Raw genomic sequence first — 21,492 nt, 5'->3', positions numbered from 1 at the left:
CGGCGGGAAGCGTTCCCGCCGTACCGCAGTGCAATGTCGTGAAATTTTCCCGGCGTTCGTCGGGACAGTCACGGCTGCGTGGTCTCAACCTAGCCGTCCAGATTTGCGGGCCGCTCCATCCCACGAGGCGTTCATGCACCGCTCCCGGTTGATTCTCGCTGCCATTCTCCTGTTCGTCCTCTCTCACGCGCCGGCAGGTGCCGAGGCCATCGGCGTTGCCATGGACGATTTCAGCTATACCGACACGTCGGCCGAGCCGGCGAACCAGACCGCGGCCCATGAGCGGCGGCTGTCGGCATTCATGGCCGCCCTCAGGCGGGATGTCAGTGCGGACGGTCGCTACCGGCTCGCGGCATCGGCCCAGGACGGGGCGGCGTTCAAGGTGATCGGCGGCATCCAGAAGACCAGCACGCTGGTGCAATGGGCCAAGGTCGCCGTGATCGATGTCGGCGCCAAGAAGCTCGTGATGGACAAGCTCTACACCTTCCGCGGCGACAATGATGAATCCTGGGAGCGCGCCGAGATGTTTGTCTCCCGCGAGGTGATGGCCGCGCTCGCTACGCCTGCGCCGGTCGCGCTGGCGGTGTTCGAGTTCGAGCTCGAGGACACGACTGCGGCGTCGGTGGGCGCCTCGGCCGCGTCGGATGCGTGGTATCTGGCCGAAGTCACCGCTGGCGTGCGCGAGTCGCTCAGCCAGTCCGGCCGTTACCGCATCGTCGATGTCAGCGGTGAGGCGGCGAAGGTGCCCGCCTTGCGCGACTGTGGCGGCTGCGAGGCGGCGATTGCGCAAAAGCTCGGCGCCGACCAGTCGCTGATCGGCGTGGTGCGGCGGGTCAGCCGCACCGAATACACGCTGGGCTTCCAGCTCCGCGATTCCAGGACCGGTGCGGTGCTGGCGCGCGGCGACAGCGGCCTGCGCATGGGCGCAGACTATTCCTGGAAACGGGGCGCCGTGCGGCTGGTCAGCGACCGGTTGATCGAGAGCCAGGCGAAACCCTAAAAGGTCAGCTGCACCTTCATCGACTGCGAACGGTCGCTGGCGAGCTCGAAGGCGGCGACCGCGTTCTCGAACGGCATGGTCGCCGTGATCAGCGGTTTCACGTCGATCAGGCCTTCGCCCATCAGCCGCACCGCCAGCTCGAACTCGGGATCGAAGCGGAAGGTGCCGCGCAGCTGCAGCTCCTTGGCGACGATCGAATTGATCGGCAGCGTCATCTCGCCGCCGAGGCCGAGCTGCACCAGCGTGGCACCGGGCCTGAGCACGTCGAGCGCGGTGCGGAGCGCCGCCTGATTGCCGGAAGCCTCGAACAGCGTGTCGAACTCGCCCTTGCCGGCGCGCCACGGATCGAGCGCGCTGGCATGGGCCGCGACGTTGATCGCATGCGTGGCGCCGAGCTTCTTTGCGACCGCGAGCGGCGCGTCGGCCACATCCGTCACCACGATCTCGGATGCACCGCCGAAGTGCGACACAAGAATCATCAGCGCGCCGATCGGGCCGCAGCCGGTGATCAGCACGCGCTTGCCGAGCAGGGGGCCGGCCTGCTTGCCGGCATGCAGGCACACCGCGAGCGGCTCGGCGACCGCGGCCTCCGCCAGCGAGAGCTTGTCCGCGATCGGTACGGCCTGCGTTGCATCGACCGTGATGAACTCGCGAAAGCCGCCCTGCACGTGAGGAAAGCGCATCGCGCTGCCGAGGAAGCGCATGTCGAGGCACTGGTTGCGCATGCCCTCCTGGCAGTGCAGGCACTGCCCGCACGGCTTGCTCGGATTGACCGCAACGCGGGTGCCTGATTTCACGCTGGTGACGCCGTCACCGACCGCGGCGACGACGCCGGCGATCTCGTGACCCAGCGCCATCGGCTGCTGGATGCGCACGACGCCGAAGCCGCCGTGATGGTAGTAGTGCAGATCAGAGCCGCAGATGCCGCCATTGGCGATCTTGACGCGGACCTCGCCCGGGCCGGGCGCCGGATCGGGGTAGTTGTCGATCCGCAGGTCCTTTGGGGCGTGAATGACGACGGCGCGCATGGCTTGCTCCTTCGTTGTCTTGGCGGTCACATCGCGGCGATCATGCCGCCATCAACATAGATGATCTGGCCGTTGACATAAGTGGATGCGTCGGAAGCGAGGAAAATCGCGGCGCCCACCAGCTCGTCCGGCTTGCCCCAGCGCTTCGAGGGAATGCGGCCCATCAGCCAATTGTTGAAATCGGCATTGTTGACCAGCGCCTCGTTCATGTCGGTCAGCATGTAGCCGGGGCCGATCGCATTGGCCTGGATGCCGTGCTGGGCCCATTCCACCGCCATCGAGCGGGTCAGGTTCTTGATGCCGCCCTTGGCGGCGGTGTAGGGCGCGATGGTGGGACGCGCCAGCTCGCTGCCGAGCGATCCGATGTTGATGATCTTGCCACGCTTGCGCGGGATCATGCGCTTGCCCGCCTCGCGGCCGATCACGAAGGCGCTGGTGAGATCGGTCTCGATGACCTTGCGCCATTCGTCGGTGGTGAACTCCGCCAGCGGCTTGCGGTGCTGGATGCCGGCATTGTTGACGAGGATGTCGACCGCAATGCCTTCGCGGTCGAAACGCTCGAAGGCGGCAACGATCGCCGGCTCGTCAGTGACGTTGAACGCAGCACCCTCGGCCTGATGGCCGGCGGCGCGAAACTCGGCGACGGCCTGCTCGACGCGCTTGGGATCGACGCCGTTGATGATGATTTTGGCGCCGGCCTTGGCCATGCCCTCGGCAATGGCGCGGCCGAGTCCGCGGGAGGAGCCGGTCACGAGCGCGGTGCGGCCGGAGAGATCGAAGAGGGAGGTGCTCATCTCAAGAATTCCTCAGACGTTGGAGCGGCGCACGGTGAGATCGGTGCGCTCGAAGACAGCAGGCAGAAGGTCGACGCCGAGGCCGGGGCCTTCCATCGGGAAGACATAGCCGTCCTTGATCACGGGCATCGTGGTGACGAGCTCATTGTACCAGCCCTTGTAGAAGGCGCGCACCGATTCCTGGATCAAGGTGTTGGGCTGGCTGAACGACATGTGGATGGCGGCGATGAAGCCGATCGGGCCGATGCAGTCATGAGGAGCAAAAGGCCGGTGATAGGTCTCGGCCATCGCCGCGATCTTGCGGCCCTCGGTGAGGCCGCCGGTCCAGCACAGGTCCGCCATCACCACATGCATGGCGTCGCGGTCGAGCATGTCCTTGTACGGGAAGCGCGAGCCCAGCGTCTCGCTGGCGCAGACCCAGACATCGGTCGAGCGGGCATATTCGGCCAGCGCCTGCGGCGAGTTCATCCGGATCGGGTCTTCGTACCAGGTCGGCTTGTAGGGCTCGAGCGCGCGCGCGATCTGCTTGGCGGTCGGCAGGTTCCACAGCGAGTGGAGCTCGACCATGATCTCCATCTTGTCGCCGACGGCTTTCCGGATCTTCTCGAACGGCTCGATTGCCTGCTTCATCTGCGCGGCGGTGATGTAGAGGCCCTTGTTCTCCTGCGCCGCCGGATCGAACGGCCAGATCTTCATCGCCGAGATGCCGCTTTCGAGCAGGCTTTCGGCCAGCGCGTCGGCGTGATTCATGAAGCCGTCGAGGTCCTCATAGGGGCCCTTGGAGGCGCCGAGATTCCAGTTCGCGACCGGGCTGATATTGGTCGAGCGAACATACTGCGTGCCGGCGCAGGTGTTGTAGATGCGCTGCTTGTCGCGGCAGAGGCCGCCGAGCATCTGGTGCACCGGCTGATCGCAGACCTTGCCGAACAAGTCCCACAGCGCGATGTCGATCGCGGAGGCCGCGCGATATTCGACGCCGGTCGAGGACTGCGCCATCGGCAGGTTCAGCATGTCGCGATGGATCGCTTCGATGTGCAGCGGATTGCGGCCGAGCAGGCGGCCGGCAAAGGTGTCGTGGATCTGCGCCTCGACCGCGCCGGCGCCGTAGAAGGTCTCGCCGAGACCGATCAGTCCCGTGTCGGTGTGGATGCGCACCCAGATGACGTTGGAAAATTCCTCGGTGCGCAGTGTCTCAATCGACGTGATCTTCACGGCAACTCTCCTCCCATCGAAAGGCGCTTCGCGCCCGGCGTCTCATTTCGCACTGCAGCATGTTGCAGATCGCGTCGAAGTCTTACGCCTGCTTGTAATATATCACAACATGTTTTAAGGGTGCCACAAACAAGGCGCCACCCAGCAACGAGAGCGCGGGCTGACGGGAGAGGACGACATGGCACGGCGCAAGCGCGCGCTCGAGGTGGTGAGACACGACGACGGCGAGGGCAGGCCCTCGCGGCGCAACCGTCTCAACTTCTTCGAGCTCGCTTATCAGAAGATCGAGGAGCTGCTCGTTCATTGCGAGCTGAAGCCCGGACAGTTCATGACGATGCTGGAATTGCAGCAGATCACCGGTTTCGGCCGCACGCCGGTGCATCACGCCGTCAATCGTCTCTCCGCCGATACGCTCATCATCATCCGCCCGCGCCATGGCCTGCACATCGCGCCGATCGACCTCGCGCGCGAGCGCATGCTGCTTGGCCTCCGCCGCGACATGGAGCGTTTTGTCATTCGCCTCGCGGCGGATCGCGCCAGCTTGTCCCACCGCAATCAGGCGCTGCACATTGAGCGGCTGCTGCGCGAACGTCGCGCCACTTTGACACTCGACGAGTTCAACAGCATCGACCGCCGTATCGACGCGCTGGTGCTGGAGGCCGCCGGCGAGCCGTTCCTGGTGCACACGCTGCGGCCGCTGCACACGCTGTATCGCCGCATCGGCTACATCCATCATCGCTTCATGCCGGGGCAGGCCGATCTGTCCGGCACGATCGATCATCATCTCGCCATTCTCAGTGCAGTCGCCAGCCGCCGCGTCGAGGAGGCCGTGAAGGCCAGCGATGCGCTGATCGACTACATGGGCGAGATGTTCGCAGGGATGGAGGCGGGGATCGACCCGCGCCTGCTCGATTGCAGCATCGAGCCGCTGCTCGGCGCGTAGAGAATTTTGAAGAGAGGACCAAACATGCAGACAATGGCCATGCCACAACCGACCGCGAGCGAAGCCGCGGTCCGCTACCTCATCACGAACTACAGTCCAAAGGGCAACAAGGTCGGCTGGCTGATGATGGCCTCGATCCTGGTCGAGGCCTGGGATCTCTACTCGATCGCCTTCGTGCTGATCTTCATCAAGGAGCAGTACAATCCGGATCCGCTGATGCTCGGCCTTGCCGCGGCGGGCACGCAGGGCGGCGCCCTGATCGGCGCGCTGCTCGGCGGCTGGCTGTCCGACAAGATCGGCCGCCGCGTCATGTTCCTGGTGACGATGGTGCTGTTCATCGTGCTGGCGCTGGCGCAGGCCTTCGTGCCCAGCGTCGGCTGGCTCGTCGTGATCCGCTTCCTGCTCGGCATCCCGCTCGGCTCGGATATCTCGACCGGCTACACCTACATCATGGAATCCATGGCCAAGGGTGAGCGCGAGGTCATGGGCAACCGCTGGCAGTTCATGTTCGCCGTCGGCGAAGTCATGACCATCGGCGTCATCGTGATCTTCCTGCTGATCGACATGCAGCACGAGATGCTGTGGCGCGTGACGCTCGGCCTCGGCGCGGTGCCGGCGCTCATCATCCTTCTCATGCGTCACGACGTGCCGGAGACGGCGGTGTGGCTGGTGCAGAAGGGGCGCTATCGCGAGGCCAAGCGGGTGGCGCGCGAGATGTTCAACGACAATCTCGACATGCTGCCGGACCATGACGTCGAGGTGCCGAAGGTCTCGACCCGCGCGTTCCTCGCCGATCTCAAGAAGGATCCGATCCGCTGGCGCGCCACGGTCTACGGCTGGATCGCTTGTTTCACCCAGGCGAGCGAGTTCTCGACCTTCGCCTTCTACCTGCCGGTGCTGTTCGTGATGGTCGGCGTGTCGAGCGTGCTCGGCATCAATCTGGTGACGATGGCGCTGTTCTCGTTCGCCGCATTGTCGGGCTGGGTCGGTCCGCTGCTGACGCCGAAGATCGGCCACCGCGGCATCTCGATCGCCGGCTTCTCGATCGTGCTGGCCTCGCTGCTGGTCGCAGCCTTCGCGCTCTACACCGACAACAAGATCCTGCTGCCGTTCGCGGCCGCCGCCATGTTGTGGGGCCATTATTGGGACGCCTCGAACTGCATGACGATCCCAACCATGGTCGCCAAGCCGAAATATCGCGGCACCGCCAGCGGCTTCGCCTACATGTTCGTGAAGCTGCCGTCGTTCCTGGCGATCTTCCTGTTCCCGACGGTGTTCGCCGCGATCGGGCAGGCGAATGCCACGCTGATGGTCGCGATCTTCCCGCTGATCGGATTGCTCGCCGCGATCTTCATCCTGCCGGAAGTCTACGGCTACGAGAACGACTGACAAATTGCCCGGTCGCGGCCTGATGGCCGCGATCGGGCCTCGCCCGCTACGGGCTGAGGCACCGCAAACAATCGCAGTGAATTCTCTGCCGCTACCTGATCGCCGCCGCCAGCGCCGCGATCAGAGCGGGCGGCGTCACCAGCATACCGAGCTTGAGGAACGGCCAGGCGCTGAGCTCGATCTTCTCCCGCCGGAGCGCAACCAGCCAGAGGATGGTGGCGAGCGATCCCGTCACCGACATGTTCGGTCCGAGATCGACGCCGATCAGGATCGCGCTGACGACCGGCGCCGGCAGATGATCGCTGGCAGCGACCGAGCCGGCGATAAGGCCGACCGGAAGATTGTTGGCGATATTGGTGCCGATTGCGGTGGCGATGCCGACGCTCCAGGCAGCCTTCGGCACCGATTGTGCGACCGCCTGGTGCAGCAGCGCGCTGAGCTGCCCGATTACGCCGGTCTTGACCAGCGTTTCCACCATGACGAAGAGCCCGCCGACCAGCGGCAGCACGCTCCAGGACACGCCCCGCAGCACAGGCAGCGGTGATTGCCGGCTCAGCAGCAGCACGATCGCGGCTGTCGCCACGCCGCAGATGAAGGTCGGCAGGCCGAGTTGCCTGTCGAGCGCGGAGGCCGTGACCAGCACAACGCCGATCGCGATGATGCCCACGGCCGTCAGCTTGCCGCCGCGGCCGAGCTTTGGATGCGGCACGCTGCGGGCGATGGTCTCTTCCTTGAGCGCGCGGTGCTGGGTCAGGCGCAGCACGGCATAGGTGAGCAGGATCGAAGCCGCCGAGGGCAGGGCGAACAGGCGCAGCCATTCAGTGAGGTGCGGCATGCGCGCGCCGAACACGACGAGATTGGCGGGATTGGAGATCGGCAGCACGAAGCTTGCGGCGTTGGCGATGAAGGCGCAGACGAAGAGATAGGGCAGCGGTTTCGCGCCCGCCGCGCGCGTCGCGGCATAGACGGCCGGCGTCAGCACGATCGCGGTGGCGTCGTTCGAGAGCAGCACGGTGACCAGCGTGCCGACGAGATAGATCAGCAGGAACAGCCGCTGCGGCGAGCCGCCTGCATATTCGACCGCGAGCGCGGCGAGATAGTCGAACAGGCCCTCGAGCCGGGCCAGCTCGGCGATCAGCATCATGCCGATCAGGAAGAGATAGACGTCGAGGCCTTTCTCGATGCCGACAAGCGCATCCTGCCACGGAAGCAAACCGAGCAGCACGAGGGCGCCGGCGCCGATGACCGCCCAGATCGCCTCGGGCAGGCGGAACGGGCGGATAATGACGCCTGCGGTCGCAAGCACAATGATGCTCCAGGCCCAGATGGCGTCAGACGGCACGGTCAGTCCTCAATGTGGAACGGGTTCATTCGGCAGCGATATCCGATGTCGGCGGCGCTGTCTTCCCCTGCGGCTGCAAGGCGCCATGCCGCGTCTCGGGCAAGGCGAGGAGGCAGACGACGGCGCCGATCGCCGCGACCAGACCGAGCGTGATGAAGGCCGCACTGTAACCCGCGCCGACCACGACGAAGCCGGCGAGCGCTGTCGACAGCGCAGCTCCGATGCCCTGAGCGGTGATGACCGCGCCTTGCGCGACGTTGAAGCGCCCGGTGTTGCGCATGAGGTCGGCGACGATGACGGGGAAGATGGCGCCGAAGATGCCGGCGCCGACGCCGTCGAGGAGCTGCACGCCGACCAGCCAGAACGGATTGTCGGAGAGCGTGTAGAGCGCGCCGCGAAAGGCAGGATCAGGAGTGCTGCGAGGAAGAAGCGCTTGTGTCCCCACCGGTCGGCCCTCGCGCCGACCAGAATCGCGAACGGTACCATGACCAATTGCGCCGCGACGATGCAGGCCGACATCAGGCTGGTGCCCATGTTCTTGTCCTGGAGTGCGAGCTTCTGCCCGACCAGCGGCAGCATGGCTGCGTTGGAGAGATGGAAGAGCAGGACGCAGATCGCGAACACGAGCAGGGGGCGGCAGGTCAGCAGCACGGCGAGGCCCGAGGGTTGCTCGCGCGCGCTGTCGCCGTCGGCATCGTGCAGCCCGCGGGCGAGGTCGTGATCGATGGCCTGTTCGGGGATGGCGACAATGCTGACGAGGCTTGCGATCGCCATGGCGCCGAGCAGGTAGAACACGACGGTCGGTCCGAACCAATAGGCGGAGAGTCCGGCAAGCATCGCCGCGACCGCGTTGCCGGCGTGATTGAAGGTCTCGTTACGGCCAATCCGCCGGGTAAAGGCGGCGTGGCCGAAGATGCCGAGCGAGACGGCCGCAATCGCCGGAGGAAAGATCACGGCGGCAGCCTGTGCTACTCCTTGCGAGATCGCGACCGGCAGGAACGCCGGAAACAAAGGCAATGACAGCGAGGCTGCTGTCACCATGATGGCGGCGACAACCATCACGGCTCGCTTCGCTCGCGTCGCGTCGACCAGCGCTCCGGCGGGCGTCTGCGCCACGATGCCGGCGATCGTCGCGATCGACATCACCAGGCCAATGCGCGCTTCGTCCCAATGCTGCTCGGTGAGGAGATAGACGGCAAGATAGGGGCCGAGCCCGTCGCGGACGTCGGCAAGGAAGAAATTGGCCGCATCCAGAGCGCGGCCGGCTCGCCTCGTTAGATCGGGGTCCTGGCTCGACATCGGTGTCTCGATCGACGAGCGGAAACGTCCGGGCAGAAACGGACGTCGCGGCATTTTTGCATCGCTTCAGAACTTCACAGCCAACAACACCGCGCCGGCGCCGATCATGGCGATGCCGAGCCAGCCCTGGGCCGTTGGACGCTCGCCGAGAAAGGCGAACGCGAACAGGGCGACCAGCACGACGCTGAGCTTGTCGATCGGCGCGACCAGCGTGGCAGGCCCGAGCTTGAGTGCGCGAAAATAGCAGAGCCATGAGGCGCCGGTCGCCAGTCCCGACAAAACCAGGAACAGCCAGGTTCTTGAGGAGACCGCCGAGGGCACGACGAATTGCCCGGTGAAGAACAGCAGAACCGAGAAGGCGAGCAGCACCACGATGGTGCGGATGAAGGTGGCAAGGTCCGGATTGATGTTCTCGACGCCGACCTTGGCGAAGATCGCGGTCAGCGCCGCAAAGCAGGCCGACAGCAGCGCCCAGGTCTGCCAGGCGGAGAGGAGGGCGGGTTTCATGTTATCGATATCCGTTGTTTTGTGACGGCGCATCAGCGCCGTCATTGCGAGCGCAGCGAAGCAATCCAGAGTCCTTCCGCGGAGGCAGTCTGGATTGCTTCGCTGCGCTCGCAATGACGGAGTTTGTGGCCAGCTTCGCGCAGCTATAACAATCACCGCGCCACCGACAGCTTCTCCGTGATCGCCTTGCGCAGGATGCGCGAGAGCGATTCGACCGAATAGGGCTTCTGGATCAGCTCGAATCCGCGATGGGCGTTTTCGGCGAGCACGTTGCTGTAGCCCGAGGTGAGCACGACGGGCAGGCCCGGATAGCGCTCGCGGATGATTCCGGCGAGCTCGACGCCGTTCATGCCGGGCATGATCACGTCGGAGAAGACGAGGTCGACGGCGAATTCGTTCTCGCCGAGGATTGCGAGCGCCGCGTTGGCGTTGGCGACGCGGCGGACGACATAGCCGAGGTCTTCCAGAAGCTCGGTCGAGAACTGGCCGACATCGTCATTGTCCTCGACCACGAGCACGCGGTAGCCGCGCCCGGTGGTCGCAGCCTCGCTGGTCAACGCCGCCGCATCCTTCTCGGTGGCGGGGCTTTGGGCCTGCGGCAGGTAGATGGTGAAGGTCGCGCCTTCGCCCTGCGTGCTCGTCACCGCGATGTCGCCCTCGGACTGCTTTGCGAAGCCGAACGCCTGGCTGAGACCGAGGCCGGTGCCCTTGCCGACCTCCTTGGTGGTGAAGAACGGTTCGAAAATGGAATCGAGATGTTCCAGCGCGATGCCGCTGCCGGTATCCTTGACCGAGATCGCGACATAGTCGCCGCCACGTGCCGACTGCGCGCGCAGGCTCGGAATCCCCTGGACCTTGCAGACCGCGATGGTGAGGCGGCCTTCGCCCTCCATCGCGTCGCGGGCGTTGATGGCGAGGTTGATCAACGCGGTCTCGAACTGTGCGACGTCGGCGACAGTGAAGCAATCCGTGTCCTGGATCTCGACGCTGATCTCGATGCGGCCGCCGACCAGCGGCCGGACCAGTTGTGCCACGCCCTCGACCTGGCTGCCGACATTGAAAATTTGTGGCTTCAGCGGCTGCCGGCGCGCGAAGGCCAGGAGCTGCGCCGTCAGCTTGGAGGCGCGCTCGACGGTGTCGGAGATGGCGTCGACATAGCGGCGGCGCCGCTCTTCCGGCAGCTCGCGCCGGCGCAGGAAGTCGGTCGCCGAACGGATGATGGTGAGCAGATTGTTGAAATCGTGCGCGACGCCGCCGGTGAGCTGGCCGATCGCTTCCATCTTCTGCGACTGCCGCAACGCCTCCTCGCCGAGGCGGCGCTCGGTGATGTCGACGGCCTCGGGCACCGCGCCGGTGATGTTGCCGTGGCGGTCGAGCACGGGGCGCATGCCGAAATCGAAATCGCGTTCGCCGATCGGCAGGCGCAGCCGCATCTCCAGCCGCACCGCTTCGCCCTTCAGGACGGTCCTGAAGGCGTCGCGCGCGACATCGCTCATGCCGGGGGTTCCCGTGAACCACGGCGTATCCCAGAACGGCTTGCCGATGACATCCCGCGCCTCGGCGTTGATGCCGTCGAGTGCGGTCTTGTTGGCGTAGAGCAGTTCGCCGCTGAGATCGACCAGGCCCTGATACTGGTTGCTGGTCTCCAGGATCGCGCGCAGCCGGGCCTCGTTGGACTCGAGCTCGGCGGTACGCTCGGCGATGCGCTCCTCCAGCGTCTCGTTGAGCCGCCGGAGCTCGATCTCGGCCTGCTTGGCGACCGTGATGTCGTGGGCGACGCCGATGAAGCCGATATGCTTGCCGGTCGGGTCCCAGCGCGGCTGCGATTCCGAGCGCAGCCAGCGCCATTCGCCGCTGGCGTTCCTGTAGCGCGCTTCCAGCACGAAGGGTTTCAGCGAGGCTTCGCCTTGCACCGATTGCTGCAGCACATGCGGAAGGTCGTCCGGATGCAGCACCTTGCGCCAGTCGAAATCGATCGCCTGGTCGTAGGGCAGGCCGACGAAGTCGACATAGGCCTGGTTGGCGAAGGAGCGCTTGCGATCGAGCTTGGTGACCCAGATCGGCACCGGCGCGCTGTCGGCGATCAGCCGGAAGCGCTCCTCGCTCTCGCGCAGCGTCTCGCGCGCGAGCATCTGGTCGGTGATGTCGATGTGGGCGCCGACGAGGCGGATGGCGCGGCCGTCCTTGTCGCGCTCGAACTTGGCGACGACCCGGATCCAGCGGGTCTCGCCGTCGCTCGGGCGGATGATGCGGTATTCGGCCGTGTAATCTTCGCTGGTCCCGGAAAGCGCCTCGAAGAAGTGGTTCACCGCCGCGTCGCGGTCATCAGGATGGATACGGTTGACCCAGTCCTCGTGCGACTCGTCGGTGGCCTCCGGCGGCAGGCCGTGGATCATCAGATATTCCGGCGAGCGGCGGTTCTTGAAGCCCTCGCGGAAGTCGACCTCGACGCCGCCGACCTTGCCGATGCGCTGGATGCGCGCGAGCTCGGCCTCTCGCTCCTGGAGGGCGCGATAGGCGTTGTCGCGCTCGCGCGCGACGTCTTCGAGGTGCTGGCGCAGCCTTTCGGCGGCGATGGTCTCGGGCAAAGGATCGTTCAAGGCGTCGGCCGTTGTCATGCGGGTGCGCACGTGCCGGACCGATATTCACACAGACGGAGCGCGATGGCCATTGCTTAGAGGAAATAGACTGTCTGGAAGGACCCGCGGCCAGCCAGAACGCGGGAAAAATGCGGTCAACCAACGCCCGGTCTGGCATTTTGTTCCTGATATTGGAACGATGCGCCTGCGGACGCGTCTTCGCGAGGCGCCACAACTCTCATTCATAAAACTCCCTTTTCGAAGAGGCTAAATCTTGAAGCTCTTTGTCTGTCAGTCCTGTGGCAACGTCCTCTATTTCGAGAACCGCGCCTGCGGGCGTTGCGGTCACCGCGTCGCCTTCCTCCCGGAGAATGAGACGATGTCGGCGCTCGAGCCCGACGACGAGGCTCAAAGCGGGACCTGGACGACGCTGGCCGACAAGGGCAGGGGGCGGATGCTGTGCCGCAATGCCGACTACGATGCGTGCAACTGGCTGACGGACACCGGCGACGGCAACGGCTATTGCCGTGCCTGCCGCCACAACGGCATGGTGCCGGACCTGTCGGACCCCGCGCAGCTCGCCCGCTGGCGTGAGCTGGAGGTGGCAAAGCACCGGCTGTTCTATTCCCTGATCCGCTGGAAGCTGCCGCTCCAGAACCGTCAGGACAATGCGGTGCACGGCCTGATCTTCAACTTCCTCGCCGACGATCCGAACAGCGGACAAAAGATCATGACCGGCCATGACAACGGCCTGATCACGATCGCCCTGACCGAGGCCGATGACATCGAGCGCGAGCGGCGCCGGTTGGAGATGGGCGAGCCTTACCGGACGCTGCTTGGGCATTTCCGCCACGAGGTCGGGCATTATTTCTGGGACGTGCTGGTTCAGGGCGGCGGCAAGCTCGACGAATGCCGCGCGGTGTTCGGCGACGATTCAGCCGATTACGGCCAGGCCTTGCAGCGCCATTACGCTGAAGGCGCCCCGGCTGACTGGCAGCAGAATTACGTCTCGGCCTATGCCACGACGCACCCCTGGGAAGACTTCGCCGAGACCTGGGCGCACTATCTCCACATCGTCGACACCCTGGAGATGGCCTCCGAGTTCGGCATGGAGGTGCGCCCCAAGGTGGATCGCGACGGGGAGCTGACGGCGCGCATCCGTTTCAACCCCTACGAGGCCAGGGACGTCCAGGCGCTCATCGACGCATGGCTGCCCTTCACCTTCGCCATGAACAGCGTCAACCGGGCCATGGGCCTGCGCGACCTCTACCCCTTCATCCTGTCGCCGGCGGTGGTCGGCAAACTGGGCTTCATCCACGGCCTGGTCCGGGACGTGGCCAAGGCGCGGAAGGCGTAGGCCGTCCCAAGGGCTCCCTCGCGGCTGTTTCGGTCTTGCGCTGGTACGCCAGAGCGGCCCGGATTTAGACCGTTGCCTCCGGCCCATTTTGATGTACCACGGGAGCCACACGGCCCGTCCCATAGGCCCCAACGGCCGGGGAAGGGTCCCGCCCAAGGTCGAGACTCAAGAAAAGCATGTTCAAACGCATTCTGATCGCCAATCGCGGCGAAATCGCCTGCCGGGTCATCAAGACTGCCCGCAAGATGGGAATTCAAACGGTTGCGGTCTATTCCGAGGCCGACCGCGATGCCCTCCATGTCGAGATGGCCGATGAGGCGGTGCTGATCGGCCCGCCGGCCGCGGCCGAGAGCTATCTGGTGATCGAGAAGATCGTCGAGGCCTGCCGCAAGACGGGCGCCGAGGCCGTGCATCCCGGCTACGGCTTCCTGTCCGAGCGCGAGGCGTTTCCGCGCGCGCTGGAAGCCGCCGGCATCGTCTTCATCGGCCCGAACCCCGGCGCGATCGCCGCGATGGGTGACAAGATCGAATCCAAGAAGGCCGCCGCGAAAGCAAAAGTCTCGACCGTGCCCGGCCATCTCGGCGTCATCGAGGACGACAAGCACGCGGTCCGCATCGCGGACGAGATCGGCTACCCCGTGATGATCAAGGCCTCCGCCGGCGGTGGCGGCAAGGGCATGCGCATCGCGCATTCGAAGGCCGAGGTCGCCGAGGGCTTCAACCTCGCCAAGGCCGAGGCCAAGGCCTCGTTCGGCGACGACCGCGTCTTCGTCGAAAAATTCATCGTCGATCCCCGCCACATCGAGATCCAGGTGCTGGGCGACAAGCACGGCAACGTGATCTATCTCGGCGAGCGCGAATGCTCGATCCAGCGCCGCAACCAGAAGGTCATCGAGGAGGCGCCGTCGCCGCTGCTGGATGAAGCCACCCGCCGCAAGATGGGCGAGCAGGCGGTCGCGCTGGCCAAGGCCGTGAACTACGATTCCGCCGGCACCGTCGAATTCGTCGCCGGCCAGGACAAGAGCTTCTACTTCCTGGAGATGAACACGCGCCTCCAGGTCGAGCATCCCGTCACCGAGCTCGTCACCGGCATCGACCTTGTCGAACAGATGATCCGCGTTGCCGCCGGCGAGAAGCTCGCCATCGCGCAGAAGGACGTCACGCTCACCGGTTGGGCCGTGGAATCGCGCCTCTATGCGGAAGATCCGTTCCGCAACTTCCTGCCCTCGATCGGGCGTCTCGTGAAGTATCGTCCGCCGGCGGAAGCCAGCAAGGACGGCATCACCGTGCGCAACGACACCGGCGTGCAGGAGGGCGGCGAGATCTCGATCCATTACGATCCGATGATCGCAAAGCTCGTCACCCACGCGCCGTCGCGCGCGGCCGCTATCGAGGCCCAGGCCACCGCGCTGGATTCGTTCTATGTCGACGGCATCAGGCACAACATCCCGTTCCTGTCGGCGCTGATGCATCATCCGCGCTGGCGCGAGGGTCGGCTCTCGACCGGCTTCATCGCCGAAGAGTTCCCCAAGGGTTTTGCGGTGCGCGTGCCCGAAGGCGAGGTCGCACGGCGGATCGCCGCCGTCGGCGCTGCCATCGACCACGTGCTCGGCGAGCGCAAGCGGCAGATCTCGGGGCAGATGGGCGGCCGCGTCGTGCAGCGCGAACGCCGCCGCGCGGTGTGGCTCGATCGCCAGGAAATCCAGCTCGAGGTCGGACGTGAGGGCGACGCCATCGCGATCCGCTTCGTCGATGCCGAAGGTAAGGTCGGCAATGCGCATCTGTTGCAGTCGCCGTGGAAACCGGGCGATCCGGTCTGGCAGGGCACCATCGATGGGCACTTCGTCGCGGTGCAGGCGCGGCCGATTGCGAACGGCATCCGCCTCGCGCATCAAGGCGTCGAGGTGCCGGTCTATGTCTGGACCGAAACGGAAGCGACCTCTGCCCGGCTGATGCCGGTGACGGCGGCCTCCGACACCGGCAAGAAGCTGCTCTGTCCGATGCCGGGCCTCGTTGTCTCCATCGCGGTGAGCGAGGGGCAGGAGGTCAAGGCCGGCGAGACGCTCGCCGTGGTCGAAGCCATGAAGATGCAGAACGTGCTGCGCGCCGAGCAGGACGGCACCGTGAAGAAGATCCACGCCAGCGCCGGCGCGACGCTCGCGGTGGACGCGCTGATTTTGGAGTTTGCGTAAGGTGTGAGTGGGGCTCTCGCCGGCCCACGAACACCGTCATTGCGAGCGCAGCGAAGCAATCCAGACTGCCTCTGCGGAAAGACTCTGGATTGCTTCGCTACGCTCGCAATGACGGAGTATGTTGCGGCTGCGTCGCAACAATTGGGAGGGCAATCATGGCCTTTCGTTCCCGCCGCGAGAAACTGCGTTCCATCCTGTCGGGCGGGACTTGCGTCCATCCCGGCTCGGTCTATGACGCAATCTCGATCCGCATCGCCGAGGATCTCGGCTTTCCCATCGGGATGTTCGGCGGCTCGGTGGCCTCGCTCGCCGTGCTCGGCGACCCCGACATCACCCTGATCACGCTCACCGAGCTTTGTGAGCAGATGCGGCGGATGTCGCGTGCGTCCACACTGCCCGTGCTGGTCGATGCCGATCACGGCTATGGCAATGCGCTTAACGTGCGCCGCACGGTGCAGGAGCTGGAGACGGCCGGTGCCGCCGGCCTCACCATCGAGGACACGCTGCTGCCGGCTGCCTTCGGTGAAACAAAGACGCAGCTGATTTCGCTGGAGGAGGGTGTCGGCAAGATGAAAGCCGCGCTCAGCGGCCGCAGCGATCCGTCGCTGGTCATCATGGGCCGCACGGGTGCGGCCTCGATCACCTCGATCGAGGATGCGGTCCGCCGTGCCAAGGCTTATGAGGCCACCGGCGTCGATGCTCTGTTCTTCACCGGCATCAAATCGCGTGCCGAGCTCGAGGCGATAACGGCTGCGACGCGCCTGCCGATCGTGCTCGGCGGCGCGCCGGAAGATCTGAGCGCGCTCGACTATCTCGCCAGCCAGCGCGTGCGCATCGCGCTGCAGGGCCATGCGCCGATCACGGCCGCGACGCAGGCCGTCCACGACACGCTGAAGGCGCTCCGGGAAGGCGCCTCGCCGAAGGCACTCAAGGGCCTGGCCTCTGCGGAGCTGACGGGCCGCGTCATGCGGGAGGCCGAGACGAAGGCGCGCAGCGCCGATGTTCTCGGGCTGAAGACATGAGCCGGGCGATCCTCCAAGTCATGATCCGGGGCCGCGTGCAGGGCGTCGGCTATCGCGCCTGGGTCGAATACCAGGCCACCGCGAGCGGTCTCGAAGGCTGGGTCCGCAACCGCCGCGACGGCAGCGTGGAAGCGCTGTTCGCGGGCGCGCCGAACCACGTCGCCGACATGGTCGCACTGTGCCGCCATGGCCCGCCATCCTCGCGCGTCGACAGCGTCACCAGCGAGACCGCTAGCGTGGATGAACTGAATCTGCGCAGGGCAGGGGAAGCGTTCTCGGTGTTGCCGACGGTTTGAGCGCCAATTCTCTTTCGGCGCGAGCGGTGCGCTCCCTCGCCCCGTTCTTACGGGGAGAGGGTTGGGGTGAGGGGCCTCTCTCAACACGGGCGGTCGTCGAGAGACATGTACCCCCTCACCCGAATTCGATCTGCGATCGAATTCGACCTCTCCCCGCAAGCGGGGAGAGGTTAAGAGTCACCTCGGCAATTTCGCGATCGCTTCGCTGAGCTCGTGGATCTCGTACGGCTTACGCAGGATCGGGAAGTCGCCGCGCACGTCGGCGGCAACCTCACTGTAGCCGGTGGCGAGCAGGACCGGCAGGCCGGGGCGGAGCTGGCGCAGACGATGGGCGAGGGTGAGGCCGTCCATCTTGCCGGGCATCACGATGTCCGAGAACACGAAATCGACGCCGTTGGTCTCGATCTCGCGCAATGCCGCTTCGGCGTCGGCGACCCGGTGCACCTGGTAGCCGAGCTGTTCCAGAAGGCCGATGCTGACGAGCGCGACTTCGGGATTGTCCTCGACCAGCAGCACCGTTCCGCTGCCGCGGAACGGCATCGCCTCCGCGGTGTCCCGTGCCGGGGCATCCGTGCCGCGCGGCAGCAGGATGGTGAAAATCGTGCCCTGGCCGAGCTCGCTTGCGACCTTCACCGTGCCGCCGGCCTGATGGGCGAAGCCGTGCACCTGGGAGAGGCCGAGGCCGGTACCCTTGCCGATCGGCTTGGTGGTGAAGAACGGCTCGAAGATCTTGTCGACGACGTCGGCGGGAATGCCGAGCCCGGTGTCGGCGACGTCGATCGCCACGAACTCGCCGGCGAGCGGGGTCTCGTCCAGCACCACGTTGCGGGCGCTGATCGTCACCGTGCCGCCGTCGGGCATCGCATCGCGGGCATTGATGACGAGATTGAGCAGCGCGGTCTCGAGCTCCGAGACGTCGGTCCTGACCGGCCAGACCTTGGGGGCGATGTCGAAGGCGAGGCGCACGGAGCTGCCGAGGCCGGCGTCGAGCACCGCGCGGATCGCCGCGACGCGTTCGGTGAGATCTATCGCCTGCGGGTTGACGCTCTGTCGCCGCGCAAAGGTGAGGAGCTGGTTGGTCAGCGCGGCGCCGCGCCTGGTCGCAGTCTCGATCGCGGAGATCGCGCGCTGAAGCCTGGTATCGTCGATGGCCCCCTTCTTCAGGACATGGAGGCTGCCGCTGATGATCATCAGGAGGTTGTTGAAGTCATGGGCGACGCCGCCGGTGAGCTGACCGAGCGCATCGAACTTCTGGGATTCGGCGAGCTGCTTCTGCATCGCCTCGAGCTTGAGCTGGGCGTTGCGGCGTTCGGTGATGTCGCGCGTGATCTTGGCGAAGCCGACCAGCGTGCCATCCTCGTAGATCGGATCGATCACCACGCTCGCCCAGAAGAACGTCCCGTCCTTGCGAACGCGCCAGCCTTCCTCTTCGTAGCGGCCCTTTTCGCGCGCGATGCCGAGCGCTCGCGCAGGTTTGCCGTTGGCGCGGTCGGCCTCGGTATAGAAGCGGGAGAAATGCTGGCCGACGATTTCCTCGGGCGCGTAGCCCTTGATGCGCTCGCCGCCGATGTTCCAGCTGGTGATGGTGCCGCTGGGATCGAGCATGTAGAGGGCGTAGTCGGCAACTCCTTCAACCAGCAGCCGGAAACTGCGCTCGCTTTCGAACAAGTCTCTCTGCTGACTGAACTTTTTTACCATTCTTAGACCCCGCCTCGACGGGAGCAAACGCTCGGGCCGGCGTTTTGGTTCCGACTCTCTGGGAACTTTTTAGGCAAATACCGCAGACGGTATGCAGGAGGGCCGCCAGGGCAAGCGCCCTTGACACGCAATCGAACTTGTCAGATATTTCTGTCATGACAGAAATAACCGGAAAGAAGAAACTCCCCGCCGCCGTCGAGCGCTTCATCCTGCATTGGGGCGACATGGGCGACGAATGGGGCGTCAATCGCTCGGTCAGCCAGATCCACGGGCTGCTCTATCTGTCCGAGGCGCCGATGACGGCCGAGGACATCGCCGACACGCTCGGCATGGCGCGCTCCAACGTCTCCAATTCGCTCAAGGAGCTGCTCGCCTGGAATTTGATCCGGCGGGTGCCGATCCTCGGCGATCGTCGCGATCACTACGAGGCCGAGACCGACATCTGGGAGGTCGCGGCCCGCATCGCGGCGCGGCGCAAGGAGCGGGAGCTCGATCCGGCGATCGCAGCGCTCAGGGCCTGCGTGTCCGATGCCGCCGAGGATCCGGCCATCAATCCGGTCGCGAGCAAGCGGCTGAAGGAGATGCTCGCCTTCACCGAGCTCGCCGACCATTGGTTCATGCAGATGCTGAAGGTGCCGCGGCCGCGGCTGGTCGCCCTGATGCGGCTTGGCGAGAAGATCGCCAACCTGCTGCCGCTGGGCAAGGTCAAATAGCGTTGAGGAGGGTGCGATGACGTCGGCTCGATTACCAGGCTTAGGCGCATCTCCCTCCCCTCACACCAAATTGCTCGACGATCGCCGGTTCCGTGCGCTGTTGCCGGACGAGGATTGGGGCCGCCTGCCGCTCGCGACCTGGCGGCGCTTTTCCAAACGCGTCGCCGATGGCGACAGCGTGGTCTATGTCGGTGTCGTCGACGAGGTCGCCTTCAGCGAGGTCGGCTGGTGGTTCGCGCAGGCCGCACGGCTGATCGGCGGGCCATTGCCGACCGGCCGTGACATCGGCGTCCCCATGATCGTGACAGTCACCGAGGACGGCGCGACCGGCGGCCAGACCTGGACGCGCATCTGCGCGCGCAAGCGCGGCTTTCCGCAGGTGATCCATTCCGCCAAACGTTTCGCCGGCCCGACCGGGCTCGAGGAATATGTCGGCTTCGGCGTCTCGATGGCGCTGCGCATTGCGGTCGAAGGTCAGGCGCTGACCTTCCGCAGCGCCGGTTACGGCCTGCAGCTCGGACGGCTCTGGATCCCGCTGCCGCAATGGTTCACGCCGGGCGACCTCACGGTGACGCATTCCGATCTCGGCGAGGGCGCCTTTCGTTTCACGCTCGATGTCACTCACCCGCGTTACGGCGCGCTGATCCACCAGTCCGCCGTCTTCAGGGAGGCCGTATCATGACGCCGCTGTTGTGGACCCTCATCGCCATCCAGATCGTGATGGGCGTGTTCGACACCTTCTATCATCACGAATTCACCGAGCGGCTGGCCTGGCGTCCGTCGCAGCGTTTCGAGCTGAAGCTGCACGGCATCCGCAACATGCTCTATGCGCTGCTGTTCCTACTGCTCGGCTGGCTCCAGGTCTACGGCCTGCTGGCGCTCTTGATCGTCGCTGTGCTGGTCGCCGAGATCGTCATCACGCTGATGGATTTCGTCGAGGAGGATCTGAGCCGGAAATTGCCGCCGAGCGAGCGGATCAATCATACGCTGCTGGCGATCAATTACGGTGCCATCCTGGTGCTGCTGCTGCCGGTGCTGATCGCCTGGGCGATGCAGCCGTTCGGCGTGAGCGTCGTCCATCACGGCCTGCTCAGCATCGCCGCGACCGCCTGTGCGGTCGGCGCAGCGCTCTGCGGTGTCAGGGATTTTGCGGCGATGCGGCGGCTCGGCCGCATGCGAAGCGTTCCCGCGGACGGGCTCGTCGAAAAGCTATCCGGCCGCAAGACCGTGCTGATCACAGGCGCTACCGGCTTCATCGGCAGCCAGCTCGCGGCGAGCCTCAGCGGGGCAGGGCATCACGTCATCGCGCTGATCCGCAATCCCGCCAAGGCCGAGATGCTGCCGCCGCCGGTGACGCTGATCACCAGCCTCGATCAGCTCGCTGCGGACACGCCAATCGACGCCATCGTCAATCTCGCCGGCGAGCCGATCGGTAACGGCCTGTGGACCGAAGCGAAGCGCGCGAAGATTCTGGAATCACGCATCGATATGACCGGCGAAATTGTAAAACTGATCGCGCGGCTCGCGCGCAAGCCCGAGGTGCTCGTTAGCGGCTCCGCGATCGGATGGTACGGCCTGTGGGCCGACCAGGTGCTGACAGAGTCCGCGAAGTCGCACGCCTGCTTCAGCCACGAGCTGTGCGCGGCCTGGGAGCAGGCGGCGCGGCCGGCGGAGAAGCTCGGCGTGCGTGTCGTCTATCTGCGCATCGGCCTCGTGCTCGGCACCGAAGGCGGTTTCATCACGCGCATGCTGACGCCGTTCGAGTTTGGTCTCGGCGGTCCGCTCGGAACGGGGCGGCAGTGGATGTCCTGGATCGAGCGCGACGATCTGATCCGGCTGATCGCCTATGTGATCGCAACGCCTGATCTGACAGGGCCCGTCAACGCCACCGCGCCGATCCCCGTCACCAACGCAAAGTTCACCGAAGAGCTCGGCCGGCGCCTGCACCGGCCCGCGGTGTTCCGCATTCCCGGCGGCCTGCTCCGCCGGATCGGCGGCGGCTTTGCCGACGAGCTCCTGCTCGGCGGCCAGCGCGTGCTGCCGAACAAGGCGCTCAGCCGAGGCTTTGTGTTCCGTCACGAGACGCTGCGCAGCGCGTTCGAGGCGATCTTGTAGGCGCTC

At 65.6% G+C, this 21,492-nt stretch carries 17 protein-coding genes and 1 pseudogene; 10 read left to right on the top strand and 8 right to left on the bottom strand.

Annotated features, from left to right (window positions below):
• Positions 1-133: 133 nt before the first annotated feature.
• Positions 134-1,000, top strand: a complete 867-nt coding sequence (locus tag IQ16_RS07990) for a DUF3280 domain-containing protein (RefSeq protein ID WP_018647348.1) — start codon at positions 134-136, stop codon at positions 998-1,000.
• Here IQ16_RS07990 and IQ16_RS07985 read toward each other — a convergent pair.
• From IQ16_RS07985 to IQ16_RS07975, 3 genes are read right to left on the bottom strand one after another with little or no spacing between them, the layout of a single operon-like run.
• Positions 997-2,028, bottom strand: a complete 1,032-nt coding sequence (locus IQ16_RS07985; RefSeq protein ID WP_026312687.1) for an L-idonate 5-dehydrogenase — start codon at positions 2,026-2,028, stop codon at positions 997-999. The genes IQ16_RS07990 and IQ16_RS07985 overlap by 4 nt on opposite strands.
• 26 nt (positions 2,029-2,054) lie before the next feature.
• Positions 2,055-2,822, bottom strand: coding sequence for an SDR family oxidoreductase (locus IQ16_RS07980; RefSeq protein ID WP_018647350.1), 768 nt, complete (start codon positions 2,820-2,822; stop codon positions 2,055-2,057).
• 12 nt (positions 2,823-2,834) lie between these two features.
• Positions 2,835-4,034 (bottom strand): mandelate racemase/muconate lactonizing enzyme family protein, encoded by a 1,200-nt coding sequence (locus IQ16_RS07975; RefSeq protein ID WP_018647351.1) that lies wholly within the window; start codon positions 4,032-4,034, stop codon positions 2,835-2,837.
• Positions 4,035-4,212: 178 nt separating this feature from the next.
• On the opposite strand from IQ16_RS07975, the gene IQ16_RS07970 reads away from it, so the two are divergent.
• Positions 4,213-4,977, top strand: a complete 765-nt coding sequence (locus IQ16_RS07970; RefSeq protein WP_018647352.1) for a GntR family transcriptional regulator — start codon at positions 4,213-4,215, stop codon at positions 4,975-4,977.
• A 24-nt stretch (positions 4,978-5,001) separates the two neighbouring features.
• Positions 5,002-6,366 (top strand): MFS transporter, encoded by a 1,365-nt coding sequence (locus tag IQ16_RS07965; RefSeq protein WP_018647353.1) that lies wholly within the window; start codon positions 5,002-5,004, stop codon positions 6,364-6,366.
• Positions 6,367-6,457: 91 nt separating this feature from the next.
• Here the strand turns inward: IQ16_RS07965 and IQ16_RS07960 are convergent, their stop codons facing one another.
• The 4 genes and pseudogenes from IQ16_RS07960 to IQ16_RS07945 all read right to left on the bottom strand — a co-directional run bounded on the left by IQ16_RS07960 (position 6,458) and on the right by IQ16_RS07945 (position 12,144).
• Positions 6,458-7,708 carry an arsenic transporter gene (locus tag IQ16_RS07960; protein WP_018647354.1) on the bottom strand — a complete coding sequence of 417 codons (1,251 nt, stop codon included), beginning with the start codon at positions 7,706-7,708 and terminating at the stop codon, positions 6,458-6,460.
• 25 nt (positions 7,709-7,733) lie between these two features.
• A pseudogene (locus tag IQ16_RS07955) lies at positions 7,734-9,007 on the bottom strand (MFS transporter).
• Between the two features lie 66 nt (positions 9,008-9,073).
• Entirely contained in the window at positions 9,074-9,514 is a 441-nt protein-coding gene (locus IQ16_RS07950) for an EamA family transporter (RefSeq protein ID WP_026312689.1), read from the bottom strand.
• A 152-nt stretch (positions 9,515-9,666) separates the two neighbouring features.
• Positions 9,667-12,144 carry a hybrid sensor histidine kinase/response regulator gene (locus IQ16_RS07945; protein WP_018647357.1) on the bottom strand — a complete coding sequence of 826 codons (2,478 nt, stop codon included), beginning with the start codon at positions 12,142-12,144 and terminating at the stop codon, positions 9,667-9,669.
• Positions 12,145-12,367: 223 nt separating this feature from the next.
• Here IQ16_RS07945 and IQ16_RS07940 point away from each other — a divergent pair, with 223 nt between their 5' ends.
• From IQ16_RS07940 to IQ16_RS07925, 4 genes are all read left to right on the top strand, one after another.
• Complete coding sequence (locus IQ16_RS07940; protein WP_018647358.1) at positions 12,368-13,450, top strand: zinc-binding metallopeptidase family protein; 1,083 nt, start codon at positions 12,368-12,370, stop codon at positions 13,448-13,450.
• 176 nt (positions 13,451-13,626) lie between these two features.
• Positions 13,627-15,642: an acetyl-CoA carboxylase biotin carboxylase subunit gene (locus IQ16_RS07935; protein WP_018647359.1), complete on the top strand. Its 2,016-nt coding sequence runs from the start codon at positions 13,627-13,629 to the stop codon at positions 15,640-15,642.
• 155 nt (positions 15,643-15,797) lie between these two features.
• Positions 15,798-16,664, top strand: a complete 867-nt coding sequence (locus IQ16_RS07930) for an isocitrate lyase/PEP mutase family protein (protein ID WP_018647360.1) — start codon at positions 15,798-15,800, stop codon at positions 16,662-16,664.
• Positions 16,661-16,960: an acylphosphatase gene (locus tag IQ16_RS07925; RefSeq protein ID WP_018647361.1), complete on the top strand. Its 300-nt coding sequence runs from the start codon at positions 16,661-16,663 to the stop codon at positions 16,958-16,960. Before IQ16_RS07930 ends, IQ16_RS07925 begins: the two co-directional genes overlap by 4 nt.
• Positions 16,961-17,137: 177 nt before the next feature.
• On the opposite strand, the gene IQ16_RS07920 is transcribed toward IQ16_RS07925, so the two are convergent.
• A complete protein-coding gene (locus IQ16_RS07920; protein WP_018647362.1) occupies positions 17,138-18,658 on the bottom strand; it encodes a PAS domain-containing sensor histidine kinase in 1,521 nt (506 codons plus the stop codon).
• Between the two features lie 155 nt (positions 18,659-18,813).
• Here IQ16_RS07920 and IQ16_RS07915 point away from each other — a divergent pair, with 155 nt between their 5' ends.
• From IQ16_RS07915 to IQ16_RS07905, 3 genes are read left to right on the top strand one after another with little or no spacing between them, the layout of a single operon-like run.
• Positions 18,814-19,371 carry a GbsR/MarR family transcriptional regulator gene (locus IQ16_RS07915; RefSeq protein ID WP_018647363.1) on the top strand — a complete coding sequence of 186 codons (558 nt, stop codon included), beginning with the start codon at positions 18,814-18,816 and terminating at the stop codon, positions 19,369-19,371.
• 16 nt (positions 19,372-19,387) lie between these two features.
• Positions 19,388-20,053, top strand: a complete 666-nt coding sequence (locus tag IQ16_RS07910) for a DUF4166 domain-containing protein (RefSeq protein WP_018647364.1) — start codon at positions 19,388-19,390, stop codon at positions 20,051-20,053.
• Positions 20,050-21,486: a TIGR01777 family oxidoreductase gene (locus IQ16_RS07905; protein ID WP_018647365.1), complete on the top strand. Its 1,437-nt coding sequence runs from the start codon at positions 20,050-20,052 to the stop codon at positions 21,484-21,486. Before IQ16_RS07910 ends, IQ16_RS07905 begins: the two co-directional genes overlap by 4 nt.
• The last annotated feature ends 6 nt before the right edge of the window (positions 21,487-21,492 follow it).

This window comes from Bradyrhizobium huanghuaihaiense (genome assembly GCF_007830635.1).
Classification (GTDB): Bacteria; Pseudomonadota; Alphaproteobacteria; order Rhizobiales; family Xanthobacteraceae; genus Bradyrhizobium; species Bradyrhizobium huanghuaihaiense.
Note: the sequence above shows the minus strand (reverse complement) of the source record. Positions and strands in the feature narration are given on the sequence as shown.